This window comes from Corynebacterium sp. HMSC036E10, assembly GCF_001836265.1.
Lineage (GTDB): Bacteria > Actinomycetota > Actinomycetes > Mycobacteriales > Mycobacteriaceae > Corynebacterium > Corynebacterium coyleae.
Window position 1 is genome coordinate 1 of the sequence record NZ_KV827929.1, and the last position, 22,185, is coordinate 22,185.

At 62.2% G+C, this 22,185-nt stretch carries 19 protein-coding genes and 1 tRNA gene; 11 read left to right on the forward strand and 9 right to left on the reverse strand.

The annotated features are described in order from the left end of the window. Positions 1 to 994, reverse strand: a 994-nt coding sequence (locus HMPREF2736_RS00285; RefSeq protein WP_070828639.1) for an IS256-like element ISAmas1 family transposase, incomplete at its 3' end; no start/stop codon positions are given. Positions 995 to 1,279: 285 nt separating this feature from the next. Further along, positions 1,280 to 1,363, reverse strand: a tRNA-Leu gene (locus HMPREF2736_RS00290). Positions 1,364 to 1,529: 166 nt separating this feature from the next. On the opposite strand from HMPREF2736_RS00290, the gene HMPREF2736_RS00295 reads away from it, so the two are divergent. The 9 genes from HMPREF2736_RS00295 to HMPREF2736_RS00335 all read left to right on the forward strand — a co-directional run bounded on the left by HMPREF2736_RS00295 (position 1,530) and on the right by HMPREF2736_RS00335 (position 12,507). After that, positions 1,530 to 2,423 (forward strand): DUF3662 and FHA domain-containing protein, encoded by an 894-nt coding sequence (locus HMPREF2736_RS00295; protein WP_070421957.1) that lies wholly within the window; start codon positions 1,530 to 1,532, stop codon positions 2,421 to 2,423. A gap of 18 nt (positions 2,424 to 2,441) precedes the next feature. Then, positions 2,442 to 2,891: an FHA domain-containing protein FhaB/FipA gene (locus HMPREF2736_RS00300; RefSeq protein ID WP_070828627.1), complete on the forward strand. Its 450-nt coding sequence runs from the start codon at positions 2,442 to 2,444 to the stop codon at positions 2,889 to 2,891. Next, positions 2,888 to 4,258: a PP2C family protein-serine/threonine phosphatase gene (locus tag HMPREF2736_RS00305; RefSeq protein ID WP_070613815.1), complete on the forward strand. Its 1,371-nt coding sequence runs from the start codon at positions 2,888 to 2,890 to the stop codon at positions 4,256 to 4,258. The genes HMPREF2736_RS00300 and HMPREF2736_RS00305 overlap by 4 nt, the downstream gene beginning before the upstream one ends. Then, the gene (locus tag HMPREF2736_RS00310) at positions 4,255 to 5,598 is read left to right on the forward strand and encodes an FtsW/RodA/SpoVE family cell cycle protein (RefSeq protein ID WP_070449915.1); all 1,344 of its coding nucleotides are present in this window, start codon (positions 4,255 to 4,257) and stop codon (positions 5,596 to 5,598) included. The genes HMPREF2736_RS00305 and HMPREF2736_RS00310 overlap by 4 nt, the downstream gene beginning before the upstream one ends. After that, positions 5,595 to 7,046 (forward strand): penicillin-binding transpeptidase domain-containing protein, encoded by a 1,452-nt coding sequence (locus HMPREF2736_RS00315; protein ID WP_070613812.1) that lies wholly within the window; start codon positions 5,595 to 5,597, stop codon positions 7,044 to 7,046. The genes HMPREF2736_RS00310 and HMPREF2736_RS00315 overlap by 4 nt, the downstream gene beginning before the upstream one ends. Further along, positions 7,046 to 8,542 (forward strand): serine/threonine-protein kinase, encoded by a 1,497-nt coding sequence (locus tag HMPREF2736_RS00320; protein ID WP_070828628.1) that lies wholly within the window; start codon positions 7,046 to 7,048, stop codon positions 8,540 to 8,542. The genes HMPREF2736_RS00315 and HMPREF2736_RS00320 overlap by 1 nt, the downstream gene beginning before the upstream one ends. Then, positions 8,543 to 10,621 (forward strand): Stk1 family PASTA domain-containing Ser/Thr kinase, encoded by a 2,079-nt coding sequence (pknB, locus tag HMPREF2736_RS00325; RefSeq protein WP_070828629.1) that lies wholly within the window; start codon positions 8,543 to 8,545, stop codon positions 10,619 to 10,621. Between the two features lie 24 nt (positions 10,622 to 10,645). Next, on the forward strand, positions 10,646 to 10,921 hold the full coding sequence (gene crgA / locus HMPREF2736_RS00330; RefSeq protein WP_070449902.1) for a cell division protein CrgA: 276 nt from the start codon (positions 10,646 to 10,648) through the stop codon (positions 10,919 to 10,921). Between the two features lie 194 nt (positions 10,922 to 11,115). Further along, entirely contained in the window at positions 11,116 to 12,507 is a 1,392-nt protein-coding gene (locus HMPREF2736_RS00335) for a hypothetical protein (RefSeq protein ID WP_070828630.1), read from the forward strand. A gap of 67 nt (positions 12,508 to 12,574) precedes the next feature. Here the strand turns inward: HMPREF2736_RS00335 and HMPREF2736_RS00340 are convergent, their stop codons facing one another. The 5 genes from HMPREF2736_RS00340 to HMPREF2736_RS00360 form a co-directional block, all read right to left on the reverse strand. Beyond that, the gene (locus tag HMPREF2736_RS00340) at positions 12,575 to 14,140 is read right to left on the reverse strand and encodes a catalase (protein ID WP_070828631.1); all 1,566 of its coding nucleotides are present in this window, start codon (positions 14,138 to 14,140) and stop codon (positions 12,575 to 12,577) included. Positions 14,141 to 14,241: 101 nt separating this feature from the next. Continuing rightward, positions 14,242 to 14,958, reverse strand: a complete 717-nt coding sequence (locus HMPREF2736_RS00345) for a hypothetical protein (protein WP_070421947.1) — start codon at positions 14,956 to 14,958, stop codon at positions 14,242 to 14,244. Between the two features lie 2 nt (positions 14,959 to 14,960). Further along, positions 14,961 to 15,167: a hypothetical protein gene (locus tag HMPREF2736_RS00350; protein ID WP_070449894.1), complete on the reverse strand. Its 207-nt coding sequence runs from the start codon at positions 15,165 to 15,167 to the stop codon at positions 14,961 to 14,963. Between the two features lie 253 nt (positions 15,168 to 15,420). Beyond that, positions 15,421 to 16,095: a rhomboid family intramembrane serine protease gene (locus tag HMPREF2736_RS00355; protein WP_141761561.1), complete on the reverse strand. Its 675-nt coding sequence runs from the start codon at positions 16,093 to 16,095 to the stop codon at positions 15,421 to 15,423. Positions 16,096 to 16,159: 64 nt separating this feature from the next. Then, positions 16,160 to 16,681 (reverse strand): peptidylprolyl isomerase, encoded by a 522-nt coding sequence (locus HMPREF2736_RS00360; RefSeq protein WP_070421945.1) that lies wholly within the window; start codon positions 16,679 to 16,681, stop codon positions 16,160 to 16,162. A 249-nt stretch (positions 16,682 to 16,930) separates the two neighbouring features. Between HMPREF2736_RS00360 and HMPREF2736_RS00365 the strand changes: the two genes are divergently transcribed. Then, positions 16,931 to 17,878: an endonuclease domain-containing protein gene (locus HMPREF2736_RS00365; protein ID WP_167594483.1), complete on the forward strand. Its 948-nt coding sequence runs from the start codon at positions 16,931 to 16,933 to the stop codon at positions 17,876 to 17,878. Between the two features lie 177 nt (positions 17,879 to 18,055). On the opposite strand, the gene metE is transcribed toward HMPREF2736_RS00365, so the two are convergent. Together metE and HMPREF2736_RS00375 are read right to left on the reverse strand one after the other, a co-directional pair. Further along, positions 18,056 to 20,305 (reverse strand): 5-methyltetrahydropteroyltriglutamate--homocysteine S-methyltransferase, encoded by a 2,250-nt coding sequence (gene metE / locus HMPREF2736_RS00370; protein ID WP_070828632.1) that lies wholly within the window; start codon positions 20,303 to 20,305, stop codon positions 18,056 to 18,058. A 14-nt stretch (positions 20,306 to 20,319) separates the two neighbouring features. Next, positions 20,320 to 21,258, reverse strand: coding sequence for a methylenetetrahydrofolate reductase (locus HMPREF2736_RS00375; RefSeq protein WP_070449885.1), 939 nt, complete (start codon positions 21,256 to 21,258; stop codon positions 20,320 to 20,322). Positions 21,259 to 21,541: 283 nt separating this feature from the next. Between HMPREF2736_RS00375 and HMPREF2736_RS00380 the strand changes: the two genes are divergently transcribed. Then, a complete protein-coding gene (locus HMPREF2736_RS00380; RefSeq protein ID WP_070613797.1) occupies positions 21,542 to 22,174 on the forward strand; it encodes a hypothetical protein in 633 nt (210 codons plus the stop codon). The last annotated feature ends 11 nt before the right edge of the window (positions 22,175 to 22,185 follow it).

Sequence of the window (22,185 nt, forward strand, 5' to 3'; positions counted from 1 at the left end):
TGCACCGCCTGGCGATCGTGAGTGGATCGTCAGGCAGTTGCGTTTTTGCATACAGGCACCACTCGAGCATTTTTCGTTGGCGTTCTCCTGACCTGCCGCGGTGTGCATCGGCGATGCGTTTGAGCTGGGCGTTGATGCCGCCTTCGAGGCTGTTGGTTGTTGAGACCCACCGGTTTGGCTCGAGTGCGTTTTTGGGCGGCTGCAGGTAGGTAAACAGCCATCCTTTCCGTGAGAGGTGCAGCAGGGAGTTGTATGCCTTGCGAACTCGCAGGTGGGTCCATTCCCACTGGTGATTCAGCGTGCGCCGTTCTTTTGGCACGGGGGTCTTTTCGTCGAGGAATGCTTTATAGACCTGTCCGAAGTCGTGGAGACGCAGTGTCCATTCGCGTGCCTGGTCAAGTGTGGTGATGCGGGTCAGTTTCAACGCCAGTGCGTAGATCGCCTTGCCCGCGTCGGTGCGTGGTTGGGTCGACGTGTAGCGACGGATCGCGCGTTGGGCATGGACTAGGCAGCGCTGAATGAGCGTGTTTGGCCAGCACGCTTTAATGGCGGTGAGTGCTCCTTGTCCGCCGTCGAGGACCACACATGGTGGCTCGGCGATCTTTTTGAGCAATTGGGTGTAGGCGTGGGCGGTTTCGCTTTTCGCCCAGTGCCATGCGATGACGTGGTCATAGCTGGCCGCGACGAGGAGGCAGCCAGCGGCGGTGTAGGTACCGTCGATGAAGATCTGGTCATAGACGCGGTGAGGTTCACCATCGTTGGGCACATCGATGAGCCAAAACGGCGCGAATCGGCGATCTAGGGTCCACCGGCTGATGTTTCGCAGGCGAGCGACCTCGGCCAATGAGGCGGTGCAAGTCGCATAAGAGATGAACGCTTGAAAGTCGCGAGTTTGGGTGTGATCGGTGCGGCGGCGTGTCGTCGAGCTGCCGCAATCTGGGTTTTTGCACCGCCACCTGGTTGTGCCTTTGGAAGTGGTGCCATTTTTCTTCATTTCCCCAGCGCATACTGGGCAACGTGGTCTGTTTCTACTCACCCAGAAAGCACACCAATCCCCGACTAGCACATGAGGATGCCATTCCGGTGGATTGAACGAGAATCGAGCATATATAAGGTGCGAAACCTTATATACGGCCGATTTATGCCGTCTGAGCAGTGAGGACTGCGAAAATCAGACACACATTTTGCTACTTAACCCAAATTTCCTACCACCTTCAGGGGTCAAAACAGCAAAAGCCCCGACCCACACTCCGGAGAGTATGTGTCGGGACTTAGTTTGTGCCCGGGGGGGGACTTGAACCCCCACGTTCTTGCGAACACTGGCACCTGAAGCCAGCGCGTCTGCCAATTCCGCCACCCGGGCGGGCGACTTGATAAATATAGAACGACCCGCGTGAAAAGTACAAACCGCCAGTCCACACCAGGTTTTAGACACGCGCGCCGCGTTTTCGGATAGGTCGTGTCGGGGTGGGCACCTATACTGTCCGAGTTACTTAAATTCGCATGTGAAGAAAGGAGGTGCGTGGGAAGTGGCGGTAATGGACAAGCTGGCAAAGCTCGATAGTTCTCTGCAGCGTGGCTTGGATAACTCTATGGCTGCGCTGTTTGGCGGCAAGGTTGTGCCGGAGGAGATTGAGGTGCTGGTCAAGCAGGAGGCACAGGATTCGCTGGTGGTCACGGATCGGGACGAGTATGTCGCTCCGAATGTGTACGCAGTGGGTGTGTCTTCGAAGGACTTGGAAAACTTGTCTAGGAATCGTGATCTTCCTGCGGACCTCGCCGATCAGCTCATGCGGTACGTGCGTAATAAGCAGTGGTTCTTGGATGGGCCGGTTGTTGTGCGTATCGCTGAGGAGTCGGGTTTGAGGACGGGTCAGCTCCGTGTGTCGTCGTATATCGACACGATGCCGGATGTGGTGAGTGGATTCGACGCCATTGTGGCGGAGCCGAAGAAGCGTGCTCGTGCCTTGAGCTCGGAGAGTAAGGAGGATGCAATGTCCGAACCGAATGCCGCCAATCCTGCAAACGGTGGCGAGTCGAATGGGCAGAATGCCACGGTGAGCCTGCTGCTGCAGGATGGCTCTTCGCGTACGTACTTGGTGCACGAGGGGTCCAACATTTTGGGCCGTTCGAATGATTCTGATTTCCGTCTGCCGGATACGGGTGTGTCGCGTCAGCACGCGGAGATCACCTGGGATGGCCAGGTTGCGGTGTTGGTGGATTTGCAGTCCACGAACGGCACGACGGTCAATGATGAGCCGGTGGATAACTGGATGCTGGCTGATGGCGACGTGATTACGCTGGGCCATTCCAACATCGAGGTTCGTATTGTTGGCGGCCAGGATGAGGTGCCGATGAATGCGAATGAGCCGGACTTCACGGATTCGGTGTCGCACCCGAGTACTGAGTATTTCCAGCCGTAAAGCACCGGAAGGTTTGAGATGGATTCCACAATTATCCTCAGCGCGCGTTTTGGTTTGTTGGCGCTGTTGTGGGTCTTCATCCTGCTGGTGATGTGGACGCAGCGTAAGGATGTTGTCTCGGTGGGTGGGGCGGTTCGTCGCCAAGCGGTGGCTTCTTCGCCTGCGCCGAGGGAAAAGGCGCGCACTCTTGCGGTTGTTGCGGGCCCGTTGCAAGGCTCCCACATGGAGATTGCCAGCTTGGAGGAGTTCACTGTTGGTAGGGCTGGTGACAATGACTTCCAGCTGGGTGACGATTATGCGTCGTCACGCCATGCGCGCCTGTTCCGGCGTGGCAGTGACTGGTTTGTGGAGGACTTGGATTCGCGCAACGGCACCTTTGTCAATGGGGTGCGAATTGATCAGCCTGAGCGGGTGACCGTGGGCATGGATATGAAGATGGGACGCACGATTGTGAGGCTAATGCCGTGAAGCTCGCGCTAGATTTCGTCGCCGCGTCCGATCGCGGCCTGGTCAGGACTAATAATGAGGACTCGGCGTATGCGGGTCCGCACTTGTTGGTGCTTGCGGATGGCATGGGCGGCCACGCTGCTGGTGAGGTTGCTTCCCAGTTGATGGTGGAGCACATGGAGCACCTCGACCGCGACCCGAAAGATGCCGACATGTTGGCGTTGTTGGGTGCGGCGGCAGAGGACGCGAATGCGTCCATCGCGGAGTCTGTGGGGACTCACCCGGAGCAGGCTGGCATGGGTACGACGCTGACGGCGTTGATGTTCAACGGCCAGCAGTTCGGTCTGATTCACGTGGGTGATTCGCGAGGCTATTTGCTGCGCGACGGAAAACTTACGCAGCTCACGGTGGATGACACGTTTGTGCAGTCGCTTGTCGACGAAGGCAAGCTCGCCGCCGAGGACGTGTCCAGCCACCCGCAGAAATCCCTGATTCTCAAGGCGTACACGGGCCGCGAGGTCGAGCCCCACCTGGAGCTCGTAGAGGTCAAGCCGGGCGACCGCGTGTTGTTGTGCTCCGACGGGTTGTCGGATCCGGTCACGCGCGAGACGATCGAGATCGCGCTCGGCGACGGCACGCCTGAGATGGCGGCGCAGCGCCTGATTGAGTTGGCGTTGCGTTCCGGTGGTCCGGACAACGTCACCGTAGTGGTGGCCGAGGTCATCGAGGTTGACGACGACGCGGACGTCCCCGAAACACCCGCCGCAGTGAAAGCCGGCGCGTTGGTGCCGGCTGTGGAACAGACACACCCAGATTCCTCCGCGAGCCGGGCCGCGGCGCTGCTGCGCAAGTCGGAGACGATCACCCCGGACCACAACCGGGCGAAGACGCAGGAGTCGGATTCCGCCGACTCCGACGAGGAGTCCCACTCAGCAACCGCGAAGGCTAAGCAGCCGAGCTCGGTGTGGCCGTGGGTCGTCGCCACGCTTGTGCTGCTGTTGGCGCTGGTTGTTGGCGGTGCGGTGTGGTCGAAGTCCCGCATTGTGGACGAGTACGCGCTGACAGTAAACGACGACAGGCAGTTCGTCGTGGAGCACACCTCGCGCAGCAACCCATTCGCCGCAGAGAAGGTCGAGCGCATCCAGCACGCCTGCCTGGGCAAGGACGGCGATCTGCGTGTGATTTCGGCGAACTCGACGCCGGAGGACTGCCACCTGTTTAGCGTCGATGACCTGCCGCAGGAAGAGCGCGAAGCAATTGTCGACGAGGGCTTCACCGGCACGTACGACGAAGTGCTTGGCCGGTTGAAGGACTTGGCGGATGATGCCTTGCCGGGTTGTGTGGATAAGCAAAAGCCCGAGGACAACAAGTGCCGGGAGGTTCAATGAGCAGGCTGACTGCACGTAGCCGCGAACTGCTGCTGCTCCTGTTCGCCACCGGCCTGCTGCTGCTCATGCTGTTCGGGCTGGAGACCAGCCAGGGGCACACCCTGTCCACCGAAATGCTGTACCTCGTGGGCGGGTTCATCGGCGTGTACGCGATCGCGCACCTGTCGCTGGCGTTTCTTGCGCCACACGCGGATCAGGTATTGCTGCCGATGGTGGCGCTGCTCAATGCGATCGGACTAGTGGTGATTTACCGGCTTGACCTCGCCGAACGCCCTGGATACGGGCCTTTGGCAGAGCGGCAGATGATGTGGTCGCTTGTCGGCGTGGGGCTGATGGTGCTCACCCTGCTCGTCGTGCGCGAGCACCAAGCGCTGTCGCGGTACTCGTACCTGCTAGGCCTGGTTGGCCTAATTTTCCTGGCGCTGCCACTGGTGTGGCCGCAGCCGGAAGGCCACGCGGATGCCCGCATCTGGCTGTGGCTTGGTCCGTTTTCTATCCAGCCGGGTGAGTTTTCCAAGATCCTGCTGCTGATCTTCTTCGCTCAACTGTTGGCGCAGAAACGCGCCCTGTTTACGGTGGCGGGTCGCAGGTTCCTGGGGTTGACGTTCCCGCGTGTGCGCGACCTCGCGCCGATTCTGATGGTGTGGGCGATTGCCATTTTGATCATGGCGGCATCCAACGACTTCGGTCCGGCGCTGCTCCTGTTCGCCACCGTGCTGGGCATGGTGTACTTCGCCACCGACCGCATCTCCTGGCTGGCCATCGGCTTGGCCCTCGTGGCCGTCGGTGGCTACGCGGTGTACCAGGTGAGCGGGAAGATTCAGGAGCGCGTGGCCAACTTCATCGACCCGTTCGCAGACTTTGAAGGCATTGGCAACCAGCCCGCCAACGCCCTGATCGGCCTGAGCTGGGGCGGTATGACCGGCACCGGTTTGGGCTACGGCCACCCAGAACTCGTGCCGGTGGCGCACTCCGACTACATCCTCGCCGCGATCGGCGAAGAGCTCGGCCTGGTCGGTATCGCTGCCGTGCTGTGTCTGTTCGCCATCTTCATCACCCGCGGATTCCGCACGGCGATGCAGGTGCGTGACTCCTACGGCAAACTGCTGGCTGCGGGCCTTGCGCTGACGATTGCGATCCAGATCTTCGTCGTCGCCGGTGGCGTGTCTTCCATGATGCCGATGACAGGCCTGACCACGCCGTTTATGTCTGCCGGTGGTTCGTCGGTGATGGCGAACTACATCCTGCTCGGCCTGCTGCTGCGTATCTCGAGCAGCGCGAACCGCCCGGCGGAGTACGACGAAAGCACGCAGCGACGCCAGGTGGTGGGTGCCCGATGAACAAGTCGATCCGTTACGGCGCCGTCGTCTCCTTGTTGCTGATTACCGCGCTGCTTGTGAACTTCACCATCATCCAAACCATGCGTGAAGACGAATATGCCCAGGACCCGCGCAATTCCCGCACGGTGATGGAGCTCAAGCAGATCAACCGCGGCAACATCAAGGCCGGGGATCTGACGCTTGCAGAGTCGTTCAAGAACGAACAGACCGGCTACTTCCAGCGCACCTACCCGAACATGCCGTGGTCCTTCGCCCCGGTGGTCGGCTACGTGTCCGACCAGTACGGCACCGCCCAGCTTGAGGCGGGCCTCAATGGGGAGCTCACGGGTGAGGGTGGGTCGTCGTCACGCTTCCTGCGCACCGGGCTCGAGGATTCGAAGAAGGGCGACGATGTCGAGTTGACCATCGACCCGAACCTGCAGGCGCTCGCTTTCGACCAGCTTGCACAGCCTGGTTACAACGGTGCTGTGGTGGCGCTGCGGCCGTCGACGGGCGAGGTGCTCGCCATGGCGTCGACGCCGAGCTACGACCCGAACGAGATCGCCAACCCAGCCACCGCCGGCGACACGTGGGCGCGGGTGAACAACGACCCGGGTCGCCCCCTGCTGAACCACGCAACCCAGGAACAACTGCCGCCGGGGTCGATCTTCAAGATCATCACGACTGCCGCTGGCCTGCGCAACGGTTACACGCCGGAATCGCCGCTGACCGGCGATGCGCAGATCATCCTGCCCGGCACCGACAACCTGCCGCTGACCAACTACGGCGGCCAAGCCTGCGCGGGCGGCGGCCAGGTGCCGCTGCGCACCGCGTTCGGCCTCTCATGCAACACGGCGTTCGTGCAGATGGCGCTCAACCTTGGGCCCGATGCGCTTCGCGACGCCGCCGCCCGCTTCGGCGTCGGCCAACAATACGACCTCGGCCTGCCCAACGCGGCAGGTTCCCTGGGTGACCTGCCCGGCGCGGCGGAGCTTGGCCAGTCCGCGATCGGCCAGCGCGACGTCACCATGACCGCCCTGCAGGCTGCAGTGATGACGGCGGCGGTGGCGAATAAGGGCCAGCGCATGAATCCGTTCGTGGTCAAGCAGGTGCGTGACGCCAACGGCAAGGTTTTACGTGAAACAAAGCCGAAGTCGCTCGGCGAGGCCGTAACGGAAGAGGAAGCCGCAACGATCACGGACTTGATGTACGGGTCTGAGCGCTGGACGTTTGGCTACGACGGCAACGGCTTCGCCTCGAAGACCGGTACCGCCGAGCACGCCGAGGGCGCCGCCCCGCACGTGTGGTACGTGGCGTTTGATCCGCAGAAGGACGTGGCGGTGGCGGTCGTCGTCAAGAACGGCGGCAACTTGGGCGAAGCCGCGACCGGCGGCCAGGTCTCCGGACCGATTGGCCGCGCCGTACTGCGCGCTGCACCAGCACCTGCACCCGTGGAAGGAGACAAGTGATGAACACCGAAAGCCGCGAGGACCTGCAGAAACTTATCGGGTCGAACTACGAGCTGCAGTGGATCATCGGCCACGGCGGCATGTCCACCGTATGGCTCGCCGACGACATCCACCACGAGCGCGAAGTGGCCATCAAGGTGTTGCGCCCGGAGTTTTCCTCCAACGAGGAATTCCTCACCCGCTTCCGCAACGAGGCCCAGTCCGCTCAGGGCATCAACTCCGACAACGTGGTGGCCACCTACGACTACCGCGAGGTGGAGACCGAGGGCGGGTTCACCGTCTGCTTCATCATCATGGAGTACATCCGCGGCGAGTCGCTGGCGGACCTCATCGCCCGCGAGGGCCAGTTGGATGAGGCGGTCGCGCTTGACGTCCTCGAGCAGGCCGCGCACGGTTTGGCGGTGATTCACCGCATGGGTCTGGTGCACCGCGACATTAAGCCGGGCAACCTGATGATCACCCAGAACGGGCAGATCAAGATCACGGACTTTGGCATTGCCAAGGCGGCGGCCGCAGTGCCGCTGACGCGTACCGGCATGGTGGTGGGCACCGCCCAGTACGTCTCCCCGGAGCAGGCCCAGGGTATGAAGGTGACGTCTGCCTCCGACGTGTATTCGCTGGGTGTGGTGGGCTACGAGATGCTCTCCGGCAAGCGCCCGTTCACCGGCGATTCTTCGGTGTCGGTGGCGCTCGCCCACGTGTCCGCCGAGCCGCCTGCGCTGCCGATTTCGGTGTCTGCCCCGGCGCGTGAACTCATCGAGATCGCCCTGCGCAAGACCCCCGGTCAGCGCTTCCGCGACGGCAACGAGTTCCAGCTCGCCATCGCCCAGGTCCGCCAGGGTCTGAGGCCTGCCCAACCTGGTGGGAACACGCAGGTGGTGGCCATGGAGCCGTCCGCCACCGCGTCGACTCAGATGTTGGCCAACGTTGCCAGCGAACGCACTGCCCGTCCCGCCGGCGCGTACCCGCCGTCCGCAGCTCGCGCAGTTGCTTCTCGACGACCCGCCGACCCGGCACCACAACCCACCCCGGCTGCGCCGGCGCCGCAGAAGAAATCGGCGGCTGGTCCGGTCGTCGCTACGCTGCTCGGGCTCGCGCTTGTCGGTGTGATCGCAGCTTGGGCGTACACCGCAGGCGTGTTCGACCGTTTCACCGGCGGCTCCACCCCGACCACGACTCCGACCGTGGCCACCCAAACCGCAGTGGAGGAAGAGGAGCCCGAGACGGAAACCGTGGCTACCACCACGCACCACGAGCGCACCACGGTCACCGAGACGCACGCGCCCGGCACCGTGAGCTTCGTCGAGCCACCTGAGCAGCACGAACCTGCACCGGACGACGAGGCACCCGAAACAACCGCGCCGACCTCGGCAGAGCAAGCCCCCACGTCGGCACCGGCAACCAGCGTGGCACCAGCCCCGACGCAGGAGACGAATGCGCCGGCGCCTGGGATAGAATTGCCAGACCTTGAAAACTTGTTCGGAGGTGGCAGGTAAATGCTGATCGCGGACCGATATGAACTCGGCAACATCATCGGCACCGGCGGCATGTCAGACGTATATGCAGCCACTGACGTCGCGCTTGGGCGTGACGTCGCCGTGAAGATGCTGAAGATCGACATGGCGCGCGACGAGAGCTTCCGCGAGCGCTTCCGCCGCGAAGCCCAAAACTCGGCGCGGCTGAACCACGAGAACATCGTGGCGGTCTACGACACCGGGTCGGTGGAAACCTCCGGTGTGGACGTGCCGTACATCGTCATGGAGCGCGTCAACGGCATGAACCTGCGCGACATCGTGCGCAACGAAGGTCCGCTTACGCCCGAGCGTGCGGCGAAGCTGCTGCTGCCGGTCACCCGCGCGCTGCAGGCCAGCCACGACGCTGGCATCATCCACCGCGACATCAAACCCGCCAACATCATGGTCACCAACACCGGCTCGGTGAAGGTGATGGACTTCGGCATCGCGCGCGCGTTGGACGATTCCACCTCCGCCATGACGCAAACCTCCGCGGTGATCGGCACCGCTCAGTACCTCTCCCCCGAGCAGGCCCGCGGCAAACCGGCCGACGCACGCAGCGACATTTACGCACTCGGCTGCGTCATGTACGAAACCGTCACCGGTGTGCCGCCGTTTGAGGGCGAATCCCCCTTCGCCGTCGCCTACCAGCACGTGCAGGAGGACCCGGTGCCGCCGTCCGAGCGGATCCCGAACCCGCTGACGGACAACGAGGCCGTCAACGTGGATTCCGTTATCCTCACCGCGATGGCAAAACACCCGGCGGATCGCTACCAGACCGCCACCGAAATGGGCGAAGACCTGCAGCTCCTTGAGCACGGCAACGTCACCACCGCTGCGCGTAATCACCTGTCCGCCGCCGAGCACGACGCGGGTGCGCATGCTGTGGACAACACGGTTGTGGTTGAGGGTGCGGTCAGTGGGCCGGCTCCGCGTCGCAGAGAAGCAATGGCTCCAGAGGCCGCACAGCACACCCGTTACGCCGACCACCGCGCCGCCAACGAGAAGACCTCCTCGAACACGCTGAAGTGGATCGCGGCGCTGCTGAGCCTGGTGCTCGTCGGCGCAGTGTCCTGGTTTGCGTACGACTACTTCTCCGAGGGCAACAAACCCGCCATCACGCAGGAAAAGATGGTGCAGATCCCCGATCTGACCGGCAAGCCGCGCAACGAAGCCGTCCAGGAACTCGAACGTCTCGGCTTCCAGGTCTCCGTCATGGACGAGCCGAGCCCGGACATCAAACGCGGCGACGTCATCGCAACCAATCCGGCAGCAGGCTCCGAACTGAAGCAGGGTGCGGTGGTGAAACTGACCGTTTCCTCCGGCAAGGAGATGACAGACGTGCCAGACGTGACCAACCTGACCACGGACGAGGCGATCGAGGAGCTGGAGAAGGCGGGCCTCGAGCTCAACCCGAACGTGCGCCGCGAATCCAGCGACAATATCGAAGAAGGCATCATCCTGGGCCAGCAACCCGCTGGCGGTACCCAGATTGCCAAGGGCTCGCGCATCGCGATCACCGTCTCCTCCGGCCCGGACATGGTCCAGGTGCCGTCGCTGGTGGGGCTGAACGTGGAGCAAGCCACCGCGACCCTGTCGTCGCTGCAACTGCGCGCCACTGTGACCAAGGTGGACTCCGAGCGTCCCGAGGGTGAAGTGCTCGCCGTCGCCGGTGAAAACACCGACGTGCCCACCGGCACCACCATTGAGCTGCGCATTTCCAACGGCATGCTGATGAAGATGCCGAAGATCACGCACCTCGAGCCGTCGGACGCTGAGCGCGTGCTGCGCGACGCCGGCTGGAGCGGCCGCATGGTCGCCGGGCCTACCGTGCCTACCGGCGCGCTTGTCGACGCCGGGCAGATCGGCCACCAAGAAATCCCCGCCGGTGACCTGATCCGCAAAGACCAGGCCATCAACTACAACCTGTGGAAGTTCGACGCCGGCGCCTTGCTGCCGCAAAATAACGCAGCTGCAGGTGAGGCTGATACAGTTTCACCCCAGAACGCTGTAAACGCGGCAAACGCGGTACGCAACATGGAACGCAGGCTCGGCCTGTAACCCCAGAAAGCAACGGAGACAACGATGCCTAAAGCGAAAGTAACCAAGGACCCGGTCCGCCCGGTCAGCAGCACCTCCACCGGCGTGTCCCGTACCCCTGTCAAGGTCAACACCGGTGGCACCCCAGTGTGGTACAAGGTCATCATGTTCGGCCTCATGATTCTCGGTCTGGCGTGGCTGATCCTGTACTACCTCGCCGGTGACCAAATTCAGTTCCTCGCCGAACTCGGCCCGTGGAACTACGCCATCGGCTTTACCGGCATGATCCTCGGTCTGCTGATGACCATGGGCTGGCGCTAAACCGGTTTTCCCTGCTTAAACGGGGCGTCGCGGAGTGTTTCCGCGGCGCCCCGTTTGTTTCGTTTACCCCCGGATTCGGTGAATTCTACAACAGTTTTCTGCACAAACCTGTGCACTCGATTATCATTTTATCAGTGAGAGTTAAATCTCACCTCAACGTTTTCAAAGGAAAAGTCACCGAGAAAGGACCGCCCGTGCGCGCAATCCGTTCCGCCGTTGCAGCACTCGCAGCCGTCGCCATCGCCGGCTCCGCAGTCACCGCAACCGCTCAAACCCTTGAAGAGTCCTATCCGGAGACTCCGGCAACCAACGATGCTCTGCCGATCATCCACACCTACCGTGGTTCTGACCACCTGAAGGCCAACGTCCTCAACCCACGTCCGGTCTGCAACTCCACCGAGGACTACCGCACCGTCGTGTACAAGGTGAAGGACAACTTCCTGCCGGTGGGCACCATCTCCACCACCAACCTGTCCGACAAGGCCATCCCGCTGTCCCAGGACCTGTCCCGTACCCAGTCCATCTCCGCGTCCGTCAACGGTTCTAAGACCGAGACGATCACGCTCGGTGGCTCTGGCTCCAAGGACGGCCTGCAGGGCAACATCGGCTACTCCCTGGCCAAGTCCCTCGGCTGGGACGTCTCCGGCTCCCTGAGCTGGTCCGTCGGTCAGCAGATCGGCCCGTACGAGGTGCCGGCAGGCAACACCGGCGAGGCCACCTACGGCTTCCGCACCGTCACCATGACCGGTACCCAGCAGCGCTGCCGCCCGAACGGCACCTGGGCCACCCCGACCGCCTGGATCGCCAATATGCCGGTCAAGAACGAGGTGCGTGTCAAGAACTACGCCACCCCGGCCGGCTCCTGGGCACCGAACAAGGGCGCACAGGTGACCACCCCGGTGGACAACCCGAACCCGGCGTACAACGAGGACGTCAAGAAGATCGAGACCGGCGCGAACCTCGATGACGTTGACAAGGTTGAGGACGACAAGGCAGCAGACGTCACCAACAACGACATCACCGACGAGGGCACCAACATCATCGACGAGGTCGAAGAGACCAACACCGGTGAGGTTGAAGAGGTCATCGAAGCAGAAGAGAACGCTGTGCGCGAGCTCGACCTGCAGCCGCACTTCACCACCTCCACCTGGAAGGCTTCCGGCTTCGCAGGCTCCGTCGCACTGCGTGTGAAGAACGTCGGCGACAAGCGCTACTGGGGCGAGTTCCCGGCCGTGACCTTCCGCGTTGAGGTCGGCACCTTCGCCGGCCCGGAGGGCGTCGACCGTCTGATCACCACCACCCGCTACAACGGCTCCCACGTCCGTGACCTTGGCTACGACTTCGACCGCAACGTCCGCGTCTTCGAGGTCACCCTGTCCAACCCGGTCAACGCTGGCGACGACATGCTGCTCGCCAGCTTCTCCTTCGGCGACGGCAACACCAAGGAAGGCCGTCTCCACAACACCCTGACCGTCACCCAGACCGGCCGCCTCGCAGGCGACACCTCCCTGTACAACGACCAGAAGGTGTCCTCCCTCGACGCAACCACCTCTGACTTCGGTCGCCAGGTCCGCGGTACCTTCTAAACCCTTCTAAAACCGCGAAGCTGAAAAAGACCGTTGAGTCTGTTGACTCAACGGTCTTTACCTTGCGCTAGTTGTTCTGTGCCGCACGCTTCTTCGCCAGCGACTCACGAACCCTGGTCTCAAGGTCAGCATCGACCTTGCCCCAGTACTCGTAAACGCGCTCCTCGACGTCCTTGTTCTTAATCGCCATCATCTTGTTGGTGATGTTGTGAACGAAGCGCTCCTTCTCCCCGTCGTCGAACACGTCGCGGTAGAGCGTGCCAGCCTGGCCGAAGTCGTCGTCCTCCGCGTGCTTGACGTATGCGGCGCGGACGAGGTCAGTGCCCTCCGGATCCGGGTTGACGTAGAGGTTCTCCGCCTGGCCGTAATCGGTGAAGTTGGAGGAAGAATCCTCGCCATTGTCCAGGTAGCCGGCACCCTTGTCCGTGCGGTTCGGCGAGTAGTTCGGCTCGTTCTCCTCATTGAAGAAGTACGCCATGGAACCACGCTCCGCGTAGGTGTTCACCTCGTTGATCGGGCGGTTGACCGGCAGGTCCTTGTAGTTCGTACCGATGCGGTAACGCTGCTGATCCGAGTAGGCAAACACACGCGCCTGCAGCATACGGTCCGGCGACAGACCCACACCCGGCACCAGGTTCGCCGGATCAAGCGCGAGCTGCTCGATCTGTGCGTGGAAATTCTTCGGGTTGCGGTTCAGCACAAAGTAGCCGACCGGGATCAGCGGGTAATCCTTCTGCGACCACGTCTTGGTCAGGTCGAAGGGGTTGAAGCGGTAATCCTTCGCCTCCTCGAACGGCATGATCTGCACCTTGACGTCCCAGATCGGGTAGTCGCCCTCTGCAATCGCGTTGAACAGGTCCGCACGCTGGAAATCCGGATCGGTACCGGCCTTCTCCGTGGCCTCCTCGTCGGTGAAGCACTCCCAACCCTGACGAGTCTTGAAGTGGTACTTCACCCACACCGGCGTGCCTTCCTCGTTGATCCACTGGAAGGTGTGGGAGCCGAAACCATCCTGGTGGCGCGACGTCTTCGGGGTGCCGCGGTCGCCCAGGAGGTAGGTCACCTGGTGTGCGGACTCCGGAGTGCGGGTCCAGAAGTCCCACTGCATCTCGTCGTCACGCAAGCCCGAGTTCGGCTGACGCTTCTGCGAGTGAATAAAATCCGGGAACTTCATGCCGTCGCGCAGGAAGAACGTCGGGGTGTTGTTGCCCACGATGTCGTAGTTGCCGTCCTCGGTGTAAAAACGCAGCGCGAAACCATGCACGTCACGCCAGGTATCCGGCGAGCCAGCCTCGCCCGCAACCGTGGAAAAACGCGCCGCCATCGGCGTGACGGTGCCGGGCTGGAACAGCTTCGCCTTCGTATACTGCGACACATCCTCCGTGATGTGCAGCTCGCCAAACGCGCCGTGGCCCTTCGCGTGCGGGATACGCTCCGGAACGTTTTCCCTGTTGAAGTGGGCTAACTTCTCGATCAGGTGGACGTCGTTAAGCACATTCGCCCCCTGACGACCCTGCGTCACCGAAATGTTCTCCGACGCAACCGGCTGACCACTCAACTCAGTGGTACGGCCCTTGCCCGCAGGACGCTCGCCCTTAGCGACGATCTCCTCCGCCTTACTCTTCTCAGCCATGCTCACTCCTCAGTTCGCTGTTGTTGTCGTGTACCCCGCCCAGCGTAGGTACTTCCGCATGAACCGGTTGCCGAAACATTCGTAAGCAGCCTCGACGGTGGCTACCAAGTACGTTTTCTACGCTTCTCTACGTCGCCACCAGAAGGCGGCTCCACGTTGTAGCCGAGGTCTCGAAGCGCCTCCGCCGCTTCCGCAGGATGATCCCGGACCGCAGCGCGGAGCTGCTTATCCAGCCATTCTTCCCGAGACTGCAGCAGCCTACCCTCCCAGCCTGGCCTTCCCCGGAAGCCACATTCGCGGATAACGAAATACAGGAAGTCCTCCAAGGAAGGACGGAAACGTCTCCCCCCTACGGGAAAATGCAGGGCTTGCAGATCACCTCTGCGTTTGTCCTTCGCCTTTGTCCCCTCGAAGTTCGCCATAAGGGCAACACTTAACAACCCGGAGATCCCCGAAGAGTGAATATGCGCCGTAGGGGCAGAGGTATATCCGCGTTCATACTCGAATCTGATACCAGGTGAAGTGCGGACGCGGATCTCGAACTTGCTTCGATCGACGGCCAAATACTGTTCGCCTGAACCGATCGCGAGCTCATATTCGATAAAAACCTGATAGATCGCACTGTAATCAGATTTCGAAACCCCCTGGTCAGACTGTCCAGATCCGTAAACAAGTGGCAGTTGAAAACTACCGACAACGCGATCTTCATCCGTATTGGATTCGGCGTTGTACCGAACGTCGCGAATGGACGCGACTGGCAATACATCAAGCGCCAAGTCGAGCGCCTGCTGCAGGAACTCTACAGCCTCTTTCTCCACGCTTAACGCTCCCCGAGAAGTGACTCCACCCTGCGCAACTCGTCGTAGATGTCTCGCTGCTCGTAGGTGAACCCGCCTGACCAGGCAAGCTCCTTCAGCACGTCATCAGATGGCAACGCAACCCCCAAGGATTCAGTCAACTTCGCACGCAAATCGCGTTGGCGTGCTCGCAGCTCTGCATTGGTAAAGCGGCGCACTTTCAGCTTCATGAGAATCACCTTCTTCCTATTGGCTTTGATCCTAACCAACGGCAGCGACATTGCTCTCCCGTTATTCGAACACTAACTATCCACACCTGTGGATAACTCTGTGCACAACTCCACAGGCACCGTGGATGTGCTGGGGATTATTCGAAAATCCCAGGTAATTTCGGCGTGTCGTTTTCGCTGTTCGACGTGTCGTTCGAGGAACAACACGCGTGTAGTTCTCCACATTGTGGATAACGTTTGTGGATAACTCCGGTTAGTACACAGGGATCGTCGACGGCAACGTCAACACCCACACCACCGGCACCGCAGCCACCAACGCCGAACACGCCGCCACCCACCGCGTGCGCACATTCGGCGAGGTCAGCCACCACCCCAACACCGCACCCGCAACCAACCCACCCAAATGCCCCCACAGCGACACCGTCGGCGACATCAGCGAATACACCACGTTCACCGCCACCAGGGTGAGTGGGGCGCGCAGGTCGGTTGATCGTCGATAAGCAACTGCGATGAGCACCGCCATCAGCATGTACAACGCCCCCGACGCACCCGCCGTCGGCGTTGTGAAATTAAACGCAAGCACGCTAATCGACGACCACAGCACCCCCGCGCAATACGCCACCACAAACGGACCCGACCCCACAAAGCGCTCCACCTCCGCGCCAATGAACACCAACATGAACATGTTCAACGCAAGATGCGTAATGTCCAGGTGCAGAAAGCCCGCGCTCAACGTGCGCAAATAACCCCAGTCGTACACCAACGGGCCGAACAGAATCATCTGCTCCCCCACCGGCGAATCCCAAATCACGTCCATCACACTTCTCGACTGCACCGCCGTCACCACAAACACCAACGTGCACAACGCAGCAATAACGGAGGTGGCCGGAGCATTCTTCAACGTGTTCTTCATGGCATTGGGGAACATGGCCTTCAGCGTACTTTGGGCACGAAAAAGCCCCCGCCAACTGGCAGGGGCTGATCGAGACGTGTTACTTGACCTCGACCGAGTTGATCACAACGTCCTCAACCGGACGGTCCATGCGGCCGGTCTGCACGTTCGCGATCTCGTCGACAACCTTCTTCGACGCCTCATCCGTCACCTCGCCGAAAATGGTGTGGCGGTTGTTCAACCACGGGGTAGCGTCCACGGTGATGAAGAACTGGGAACCATTCGTGCCCGGGCCCGCATTCGCCATAGCCAGCAGGTACGGACGATCAAACTGCAGCTCCGGATGGAACTCATCCGCGAACTGGAAACCCGGGCCGCCCGTGCCGGTGCCGGTCGGGTCGCCGCCCTGGATCATGAAACCCGGGATGATGCGGTGGAAAATCGCACCGTCGTAGAACGGGCCCTCGGTCGTACCCTGGGCGTTCTTCGTGGCGTACTCCTGCTCGCCCGTCGCCAGGCCAGTGATTACCTCAACCGTCTTCGGCGCATGGTTGCCAAACAGGTCAATCACGATATCGCCGTGGTTCGTGTGCAACGTCATCGTTTGTGTCTTCTGAGTCATGCCGACCAGGGTACGCGGAATCGTCCGCGAGCGGGGGTTCGCGGGTCGGCGGCGGGGCGTCCTGAGCTGTGATTGCAAACCCAGCGAATTAGTCCCAGCGAATCGGCCATTTTCAGTGATTCGCTGGGACTGGTTCGCTGGAAACTCGATCGGAGGCCTCGGCTAGCACGTTGCTCTTGTGCATCGGCTCCCCAGCGGATACTTTTAATCCAGCATCATAAACCGGGGGGTCATATGGTTGGGGAAAAGTTGACGCAATTGCTCGTCGGCCAGGCGGTCGCCGAGGCGGAAGCATGCGTAAAAGTTGCATCGCGTCGATACGTGCGCCTCGAAGCGTGGAACGCGCTGCGGCCGTACGAGCGCGAGTACTTACGCTGCTACGCAGCAGGTTCATCGGCCCATCGCTCGGTGTTGGTGAGTCGCTCGGCCGCCCGCCTACTGAACATGTGGACCATCCCGGACGGCAAGGAAGTCATCGAGCTCGCACAAACGCACGGTACGCCACCATCCACGAAAGACTGGCCCGACGGTCTGCGTTACCGTCACATGCGGATCCCTGAATCGGACGTCTACTGCATCCACCGGACCGACTGCATCGGTGCGGACCGAAAAATACAGGTGACAAGCCCAGAGCGCACCGCGATCGACATCGCGCGGTTTCACGGCGTGCGTCAGGGCGCGGTCGCGATGGACTGGCTTCTAAGCTTCGGCACCCTCCAAGAAAAGCGGAGACGATGGGAGACCATCCAAGCCAAAATTGCCCGTCTCAAGGGAAAACGAGGGATTGCGAACGCACGGCGGGCACTCGAACTTGCGTCTCCTTGGTCAGAGTCACCGTACGAGACCCTCCTGCGTGTGATCCTCCACGAAAACGGTATTGAGGTGGAGATGCAACTGTGGATCGGACCAGATTTCCGAGTCGACCTGATCTGGGGAAACCTCGTTATTGAGATCGATGGCCTCGATAAGTTCGAGAACAAGCCTCACGATGCCGTCCTCTCTCAACTCAAGCGCGAAACTTGGATTCGTGAGCAGGGATACGAGGTCATCCGATTTTTCACACGGGAGATACTCCGGAATCCGGAGGAATGCGTCCGCCGGATACGGGAGGCGAAAGCACGGGCAGACAAGCGCGGTGAGCCGCAAGTCGCCGCGACCCGGCAACGTCCAAGGCAACGCCAATCCCGATTCCCCTAGAGCGTGCCACCCCGCACCCCTGAAACGAAAGAAACCAGCGAACTACACCCAGCGAATCGCGGTTTTCGGGCGGTTCGCTACAACTAGTTCGCTGGAAACTCGAAGCGGGGGCGGGGGCGGGGGCACCGGCGCACCGGGGCACCGGCGCGGCAGAGCACGCCCCGGCGCGACCGGAACCTACAGGCCGGCGACGACCTCGTCGCGGGCGGCGACCAGGTTACGCAGGGACGGGTCGACTTCGGCGTAGCCGCGGGTCTTCAGGCCGCAGTCCGGGTTGACCCAGAGGCGCTCGGTCGGCACATTCTTGAGCGCGGCACGCAGCAGGCCTGCGATTTCCTCGGTGGACGGCACGCGTGGGGAGTGGATGTCCCACACGCCGGGGCCGATTTCGGAGTGGAAGGTCTCGTCGATATCTTCCAGCAGTTCCATCTTGGAGCGGGCTGCCTCGATGGAGGTGACGTCGGCGTCGAGGCCGGCGACGGCGTCGATGATCTGGCCGAACTCCGAGTAGCAGAGGTGGGTGTGGATCTGGGTCGACGGCTTCGCGTTCAAGGACACGAGGCGGAAGGCGCGGACGGCCCAGTCGAGGTAGGAGGCGCGGTCGTCGGCACGAAGTGGCAGCAGTTCGCGCAGGGCCGGCTCGTCGATCTGGATGACGTTGATGCCGGCTTCCTCGAGGTCGGCGACTTCGTCGGCAAGGGCGACGCCGATCTGGTCAGCGGAGACGGACAGCGGCACGTCGTCGCGCTTGAAGGACCAGGCCAGGATGGTCACCGGGCCGGTGAGCATGCCCTTGACCGGCTTGTCGGAGAGGGACTGGGCGTATGCGGACCAGTCGACGGACAGGGCCTTCGGGCGGGAGACGTCGCCGACGACGATTGGCGGACGGGTGCAGCGGGAGCCGTAGGACTGGACCCAGCCGTTCTCCGTGACGACGAAGCCGTCGAGGAGTTCGGCGAAGTACTGGACCATGTCGTTGCGCTCGGCTTCGCCGTGGACGAGGACGTCGAGGCCGATCTCTTCTTGCAGTTCGATGACCTGCTTGATTTCGGCCTTGAGGGCTTCCTTGTAGTCGGCGTCGGAAAGGGTGCCTTCGCGGTGGTCGGCGCGGGCCTTGCGGATTTCCTGGGTCTGCGGGAAGGAGCCGATCGTGGTGATTGGCAGGGTGGGCAGCTTCAGTTCTTCGCGCTGGATCTTGATGCGCTCTTCGAAGGCCGGCTCGCGCTTGACTTCGCCTTCCGGCAGCTTTGCGACGCGGTCCACAACCGCCTGGTTGTGAATCGTCGTCGATTCTGCACGGGTGCGCACAGCGCGGTCGGACTGGGCGAACGCCTCGGCTGCGGCGTCCGGGCCGGCGACGAGCGCCTGGATCTCGGCGAGCTTCTCGTCAGCAAACGACAGCCACGGGGCGACCTCAACCGGCAGGTTGCGCTCGGCCTTGAGGGTGTGCGGCACGTGCTGCAGCGAGGTGGAGGTGGAGACGGACACCGGGCGGCCGAGGGATTCGAGGACGTCGGTGCGTTCGCGCAGGTTGGCGGCCCAGACGTTGCGGCCGTCGATGATGCCGGCGACGAGGTGGGTGGTCTCCGGGATGGTGGTGCGGATGCGCTCCGGGTAGTCGGCGTCGGCGTCGAGGGTCCACGGGGCAAGGTCGACGTGCAGCGCTTCTACGCCGAGTTCGCCGAGGACCGGCAGGGCCTCGCGGGCGGAGCCGTACGGGGTGGTCAGGTAGACGTTCGGGCGGTCCTCGCGGCCGAGCAGATCAGACCATGCCTCACGCAGGTACTTGGCAATCTCGGCGTCCGGGGTGGACAGATCGGCGACCACGGCCGGCTCGGCGATCTGGATCCACTCCACGCCGGCGTCCTTGAGGGCCTTAAATACCTCGGCGTAGGCGTCGACAAGCGCTGGCAGCAGCGACCACTCGGCAGGCTTGGACAGCGCAATGAGGGTGACCGGGCCGACGAGGAACGGGCGAACCTTGTGGCCGGCCTCGGCGGCTTCCTCGACGATGTGCAGGATGCGCTCCGGCACGGCCTTAATCTCCTGACCTGCCTCGATCTCCGGCACGAGGTAGTGGTAGTTGGTGTCGAACCACTTGGTCATCTCCAGCGGCACGCGGGTGGCGTTGCCGCGGGCGAGGGCGAACTCCTCGTCGAGGTCGATGCCGCCCGGCACGAGGCCCACGGTCAGGGCGGTCTCGAGCACCTGGTCGTAGAGGGCGACGTCGGCGGGGATGGCGTAATCCTCGGTGAGGCCGAGGTCGCGCAGATGGTTGTAGTTGTTCACGCGGAGGGCGCGGGCGGTGGAGCGGAACGTGTCGGCGTCGATACGCCCTGCCCAGTAGCTCTCAAGCGCGTGCTTCAGCTCGCGGTTCGCGCCGATGCGCGGGTAACCCTCGATGGTTGCCTTGGGGAAGGTGGTCATGGTTTGTCCTTTATCTATTGGATGCCGATGCGGTCCAAGAAGTCCCGCGTGACGGCCAGGTTGTTGTGGGTGTACACGTGGAGTCCGCCGGTGCCGGCGTCCAAAATCTCCCGCGCAAGCTTGGCGGTGAGTTGCATGCCGGTTTCGTATTCGTCGTCAGCTTCGAGCAATTGCTTCTCGACGACCTCAGGCACCTCCAACCCCGACAACTCACCCATCCGGCGCACACGCTTCAGGGAAGTCATCGGCATAATCCCCGGAATCAACGGGATACGCACACCAGCCAGGCGTGCTACCTCGACAAAGTCCAGGTAATCCTGCGCCTCGAAGAAAAGCTGCGTGATCGCGAAATCGGCACCCAGGCGCTGCTTAGTCAGCAGCACATCCAGGTCATGGTCGAAATTTCGCGACTCCTCATGCCCCTTCGGGTAGCACGCAACCGACAGCGCGAGCTTGCCGGCGGCGAGGCGAAACGCCTCCTCTTCCTGCACTTCCTCGATGAGGTTGAGCAGGTCGGTGGCGTACTGCAGGTAGTGCTCCGGCATGCCCGTTTCGGGCAGGTCGCCGCGGAGTGCGAGGAAGCCGCGCACGCCGGCGTCGATAAGCGTGCGGATCCACTCGGTGAGCTCCTCGCGCGTACCCGCCGTGCAGGCCAGGTGTGCGATCGGGCGCAGGTCAGTGGTTTCCGCAATCCGGGAGATCACCGCGGCAGTGCCTTCGAGCCACTCGCTGCGACGCGAGCTGGTCACGGAGACGTAATCCGGGTTGTAGGCGGCCAGGCCGGCAATGAGTTCGTCCATCTTGGCCACGCTGTCGGAGGGGCGCGGCGGAATGATCTCGAAACTCAACGCGGTGCGCTGGCGCTTCGGACGAGGGCGGCGGATCACCGGAGCGCCCTCGCGGTCGATGGGTGCCGAGGCGGAAAGCCGGGTCGAAGGGGAGGCTTCGAACATGGCGGACCTTTCTCTCGGCTGGCTGTCATCGGGACTTGTTGCACCGTGGTTAAACGGTGACTTGAAACTTATGTTGCCCGTTTCCGCGCCACAATCAAGGTTGTCTATTTTGCCCGTTTGCGCAGGTCATGCGGCCGGTTTTCGTGAATGTAAATACGGCAAACTGAACCGCTTGGTTCATTTTTGCGTAACGCTTGGTACGGAGCCGTTCTGCGGGGGCTTCGCTACGCTAGACACCGAACCAATCGAACAAAACTTGAACCCGCTAAACAAAGGAGCCCACATGAACCTCAGGACCATCGGCATGGCCTACGCCCTCGCAAACCAAGGCCTGAAGTACTTCCGCGACCAAAACGACAAACGCGAGCGCGACATTTACCAGTCCCTCATCGACACGCTTAAAGACGGCGACCTCTCCGACCTCACCGACAAATTCGACCGCGACCAACTCCAGGAGCTCTACGGCGCCGCCCGCGCCGAAGCCGGCGAAATCACCCGCCAGGCCCACGAGCGCCTCGACCGCCGCCGCGCCGCCTTCGACGCCGACGCTCCCCTGCGCGCCGCCCAACTCGCCTTCCTTAAAGACCACGCCAAGGAGAAGAAGGACGAAGGCCGCAGCGTGCTCGGCACCATCGGCTCCGTGATCAAGTGGTCGACGCTCAGCGCCGTCGCCGCAGGTAGCGCATGGGCTGCGTGGGAGTTCTTCCTCAAGGAAAAAATCGCTGAACTTCGCGACGACTCCCCCGCCGACCTCGACCTCGTCTCGGTCGCCGAGGGCGGCGCTGGTCGTGCTGGCGGTGCTGGCGCTGGTGGGACCTCCACGCTGGTCTACTCCACCACTACCGAGGACGACCGCGAAGCACGTTCGGCCGACGATTCTGACGATTCCGCAGGTCGCCACCGCCTGGAGGACTAGCGCCACGTCCC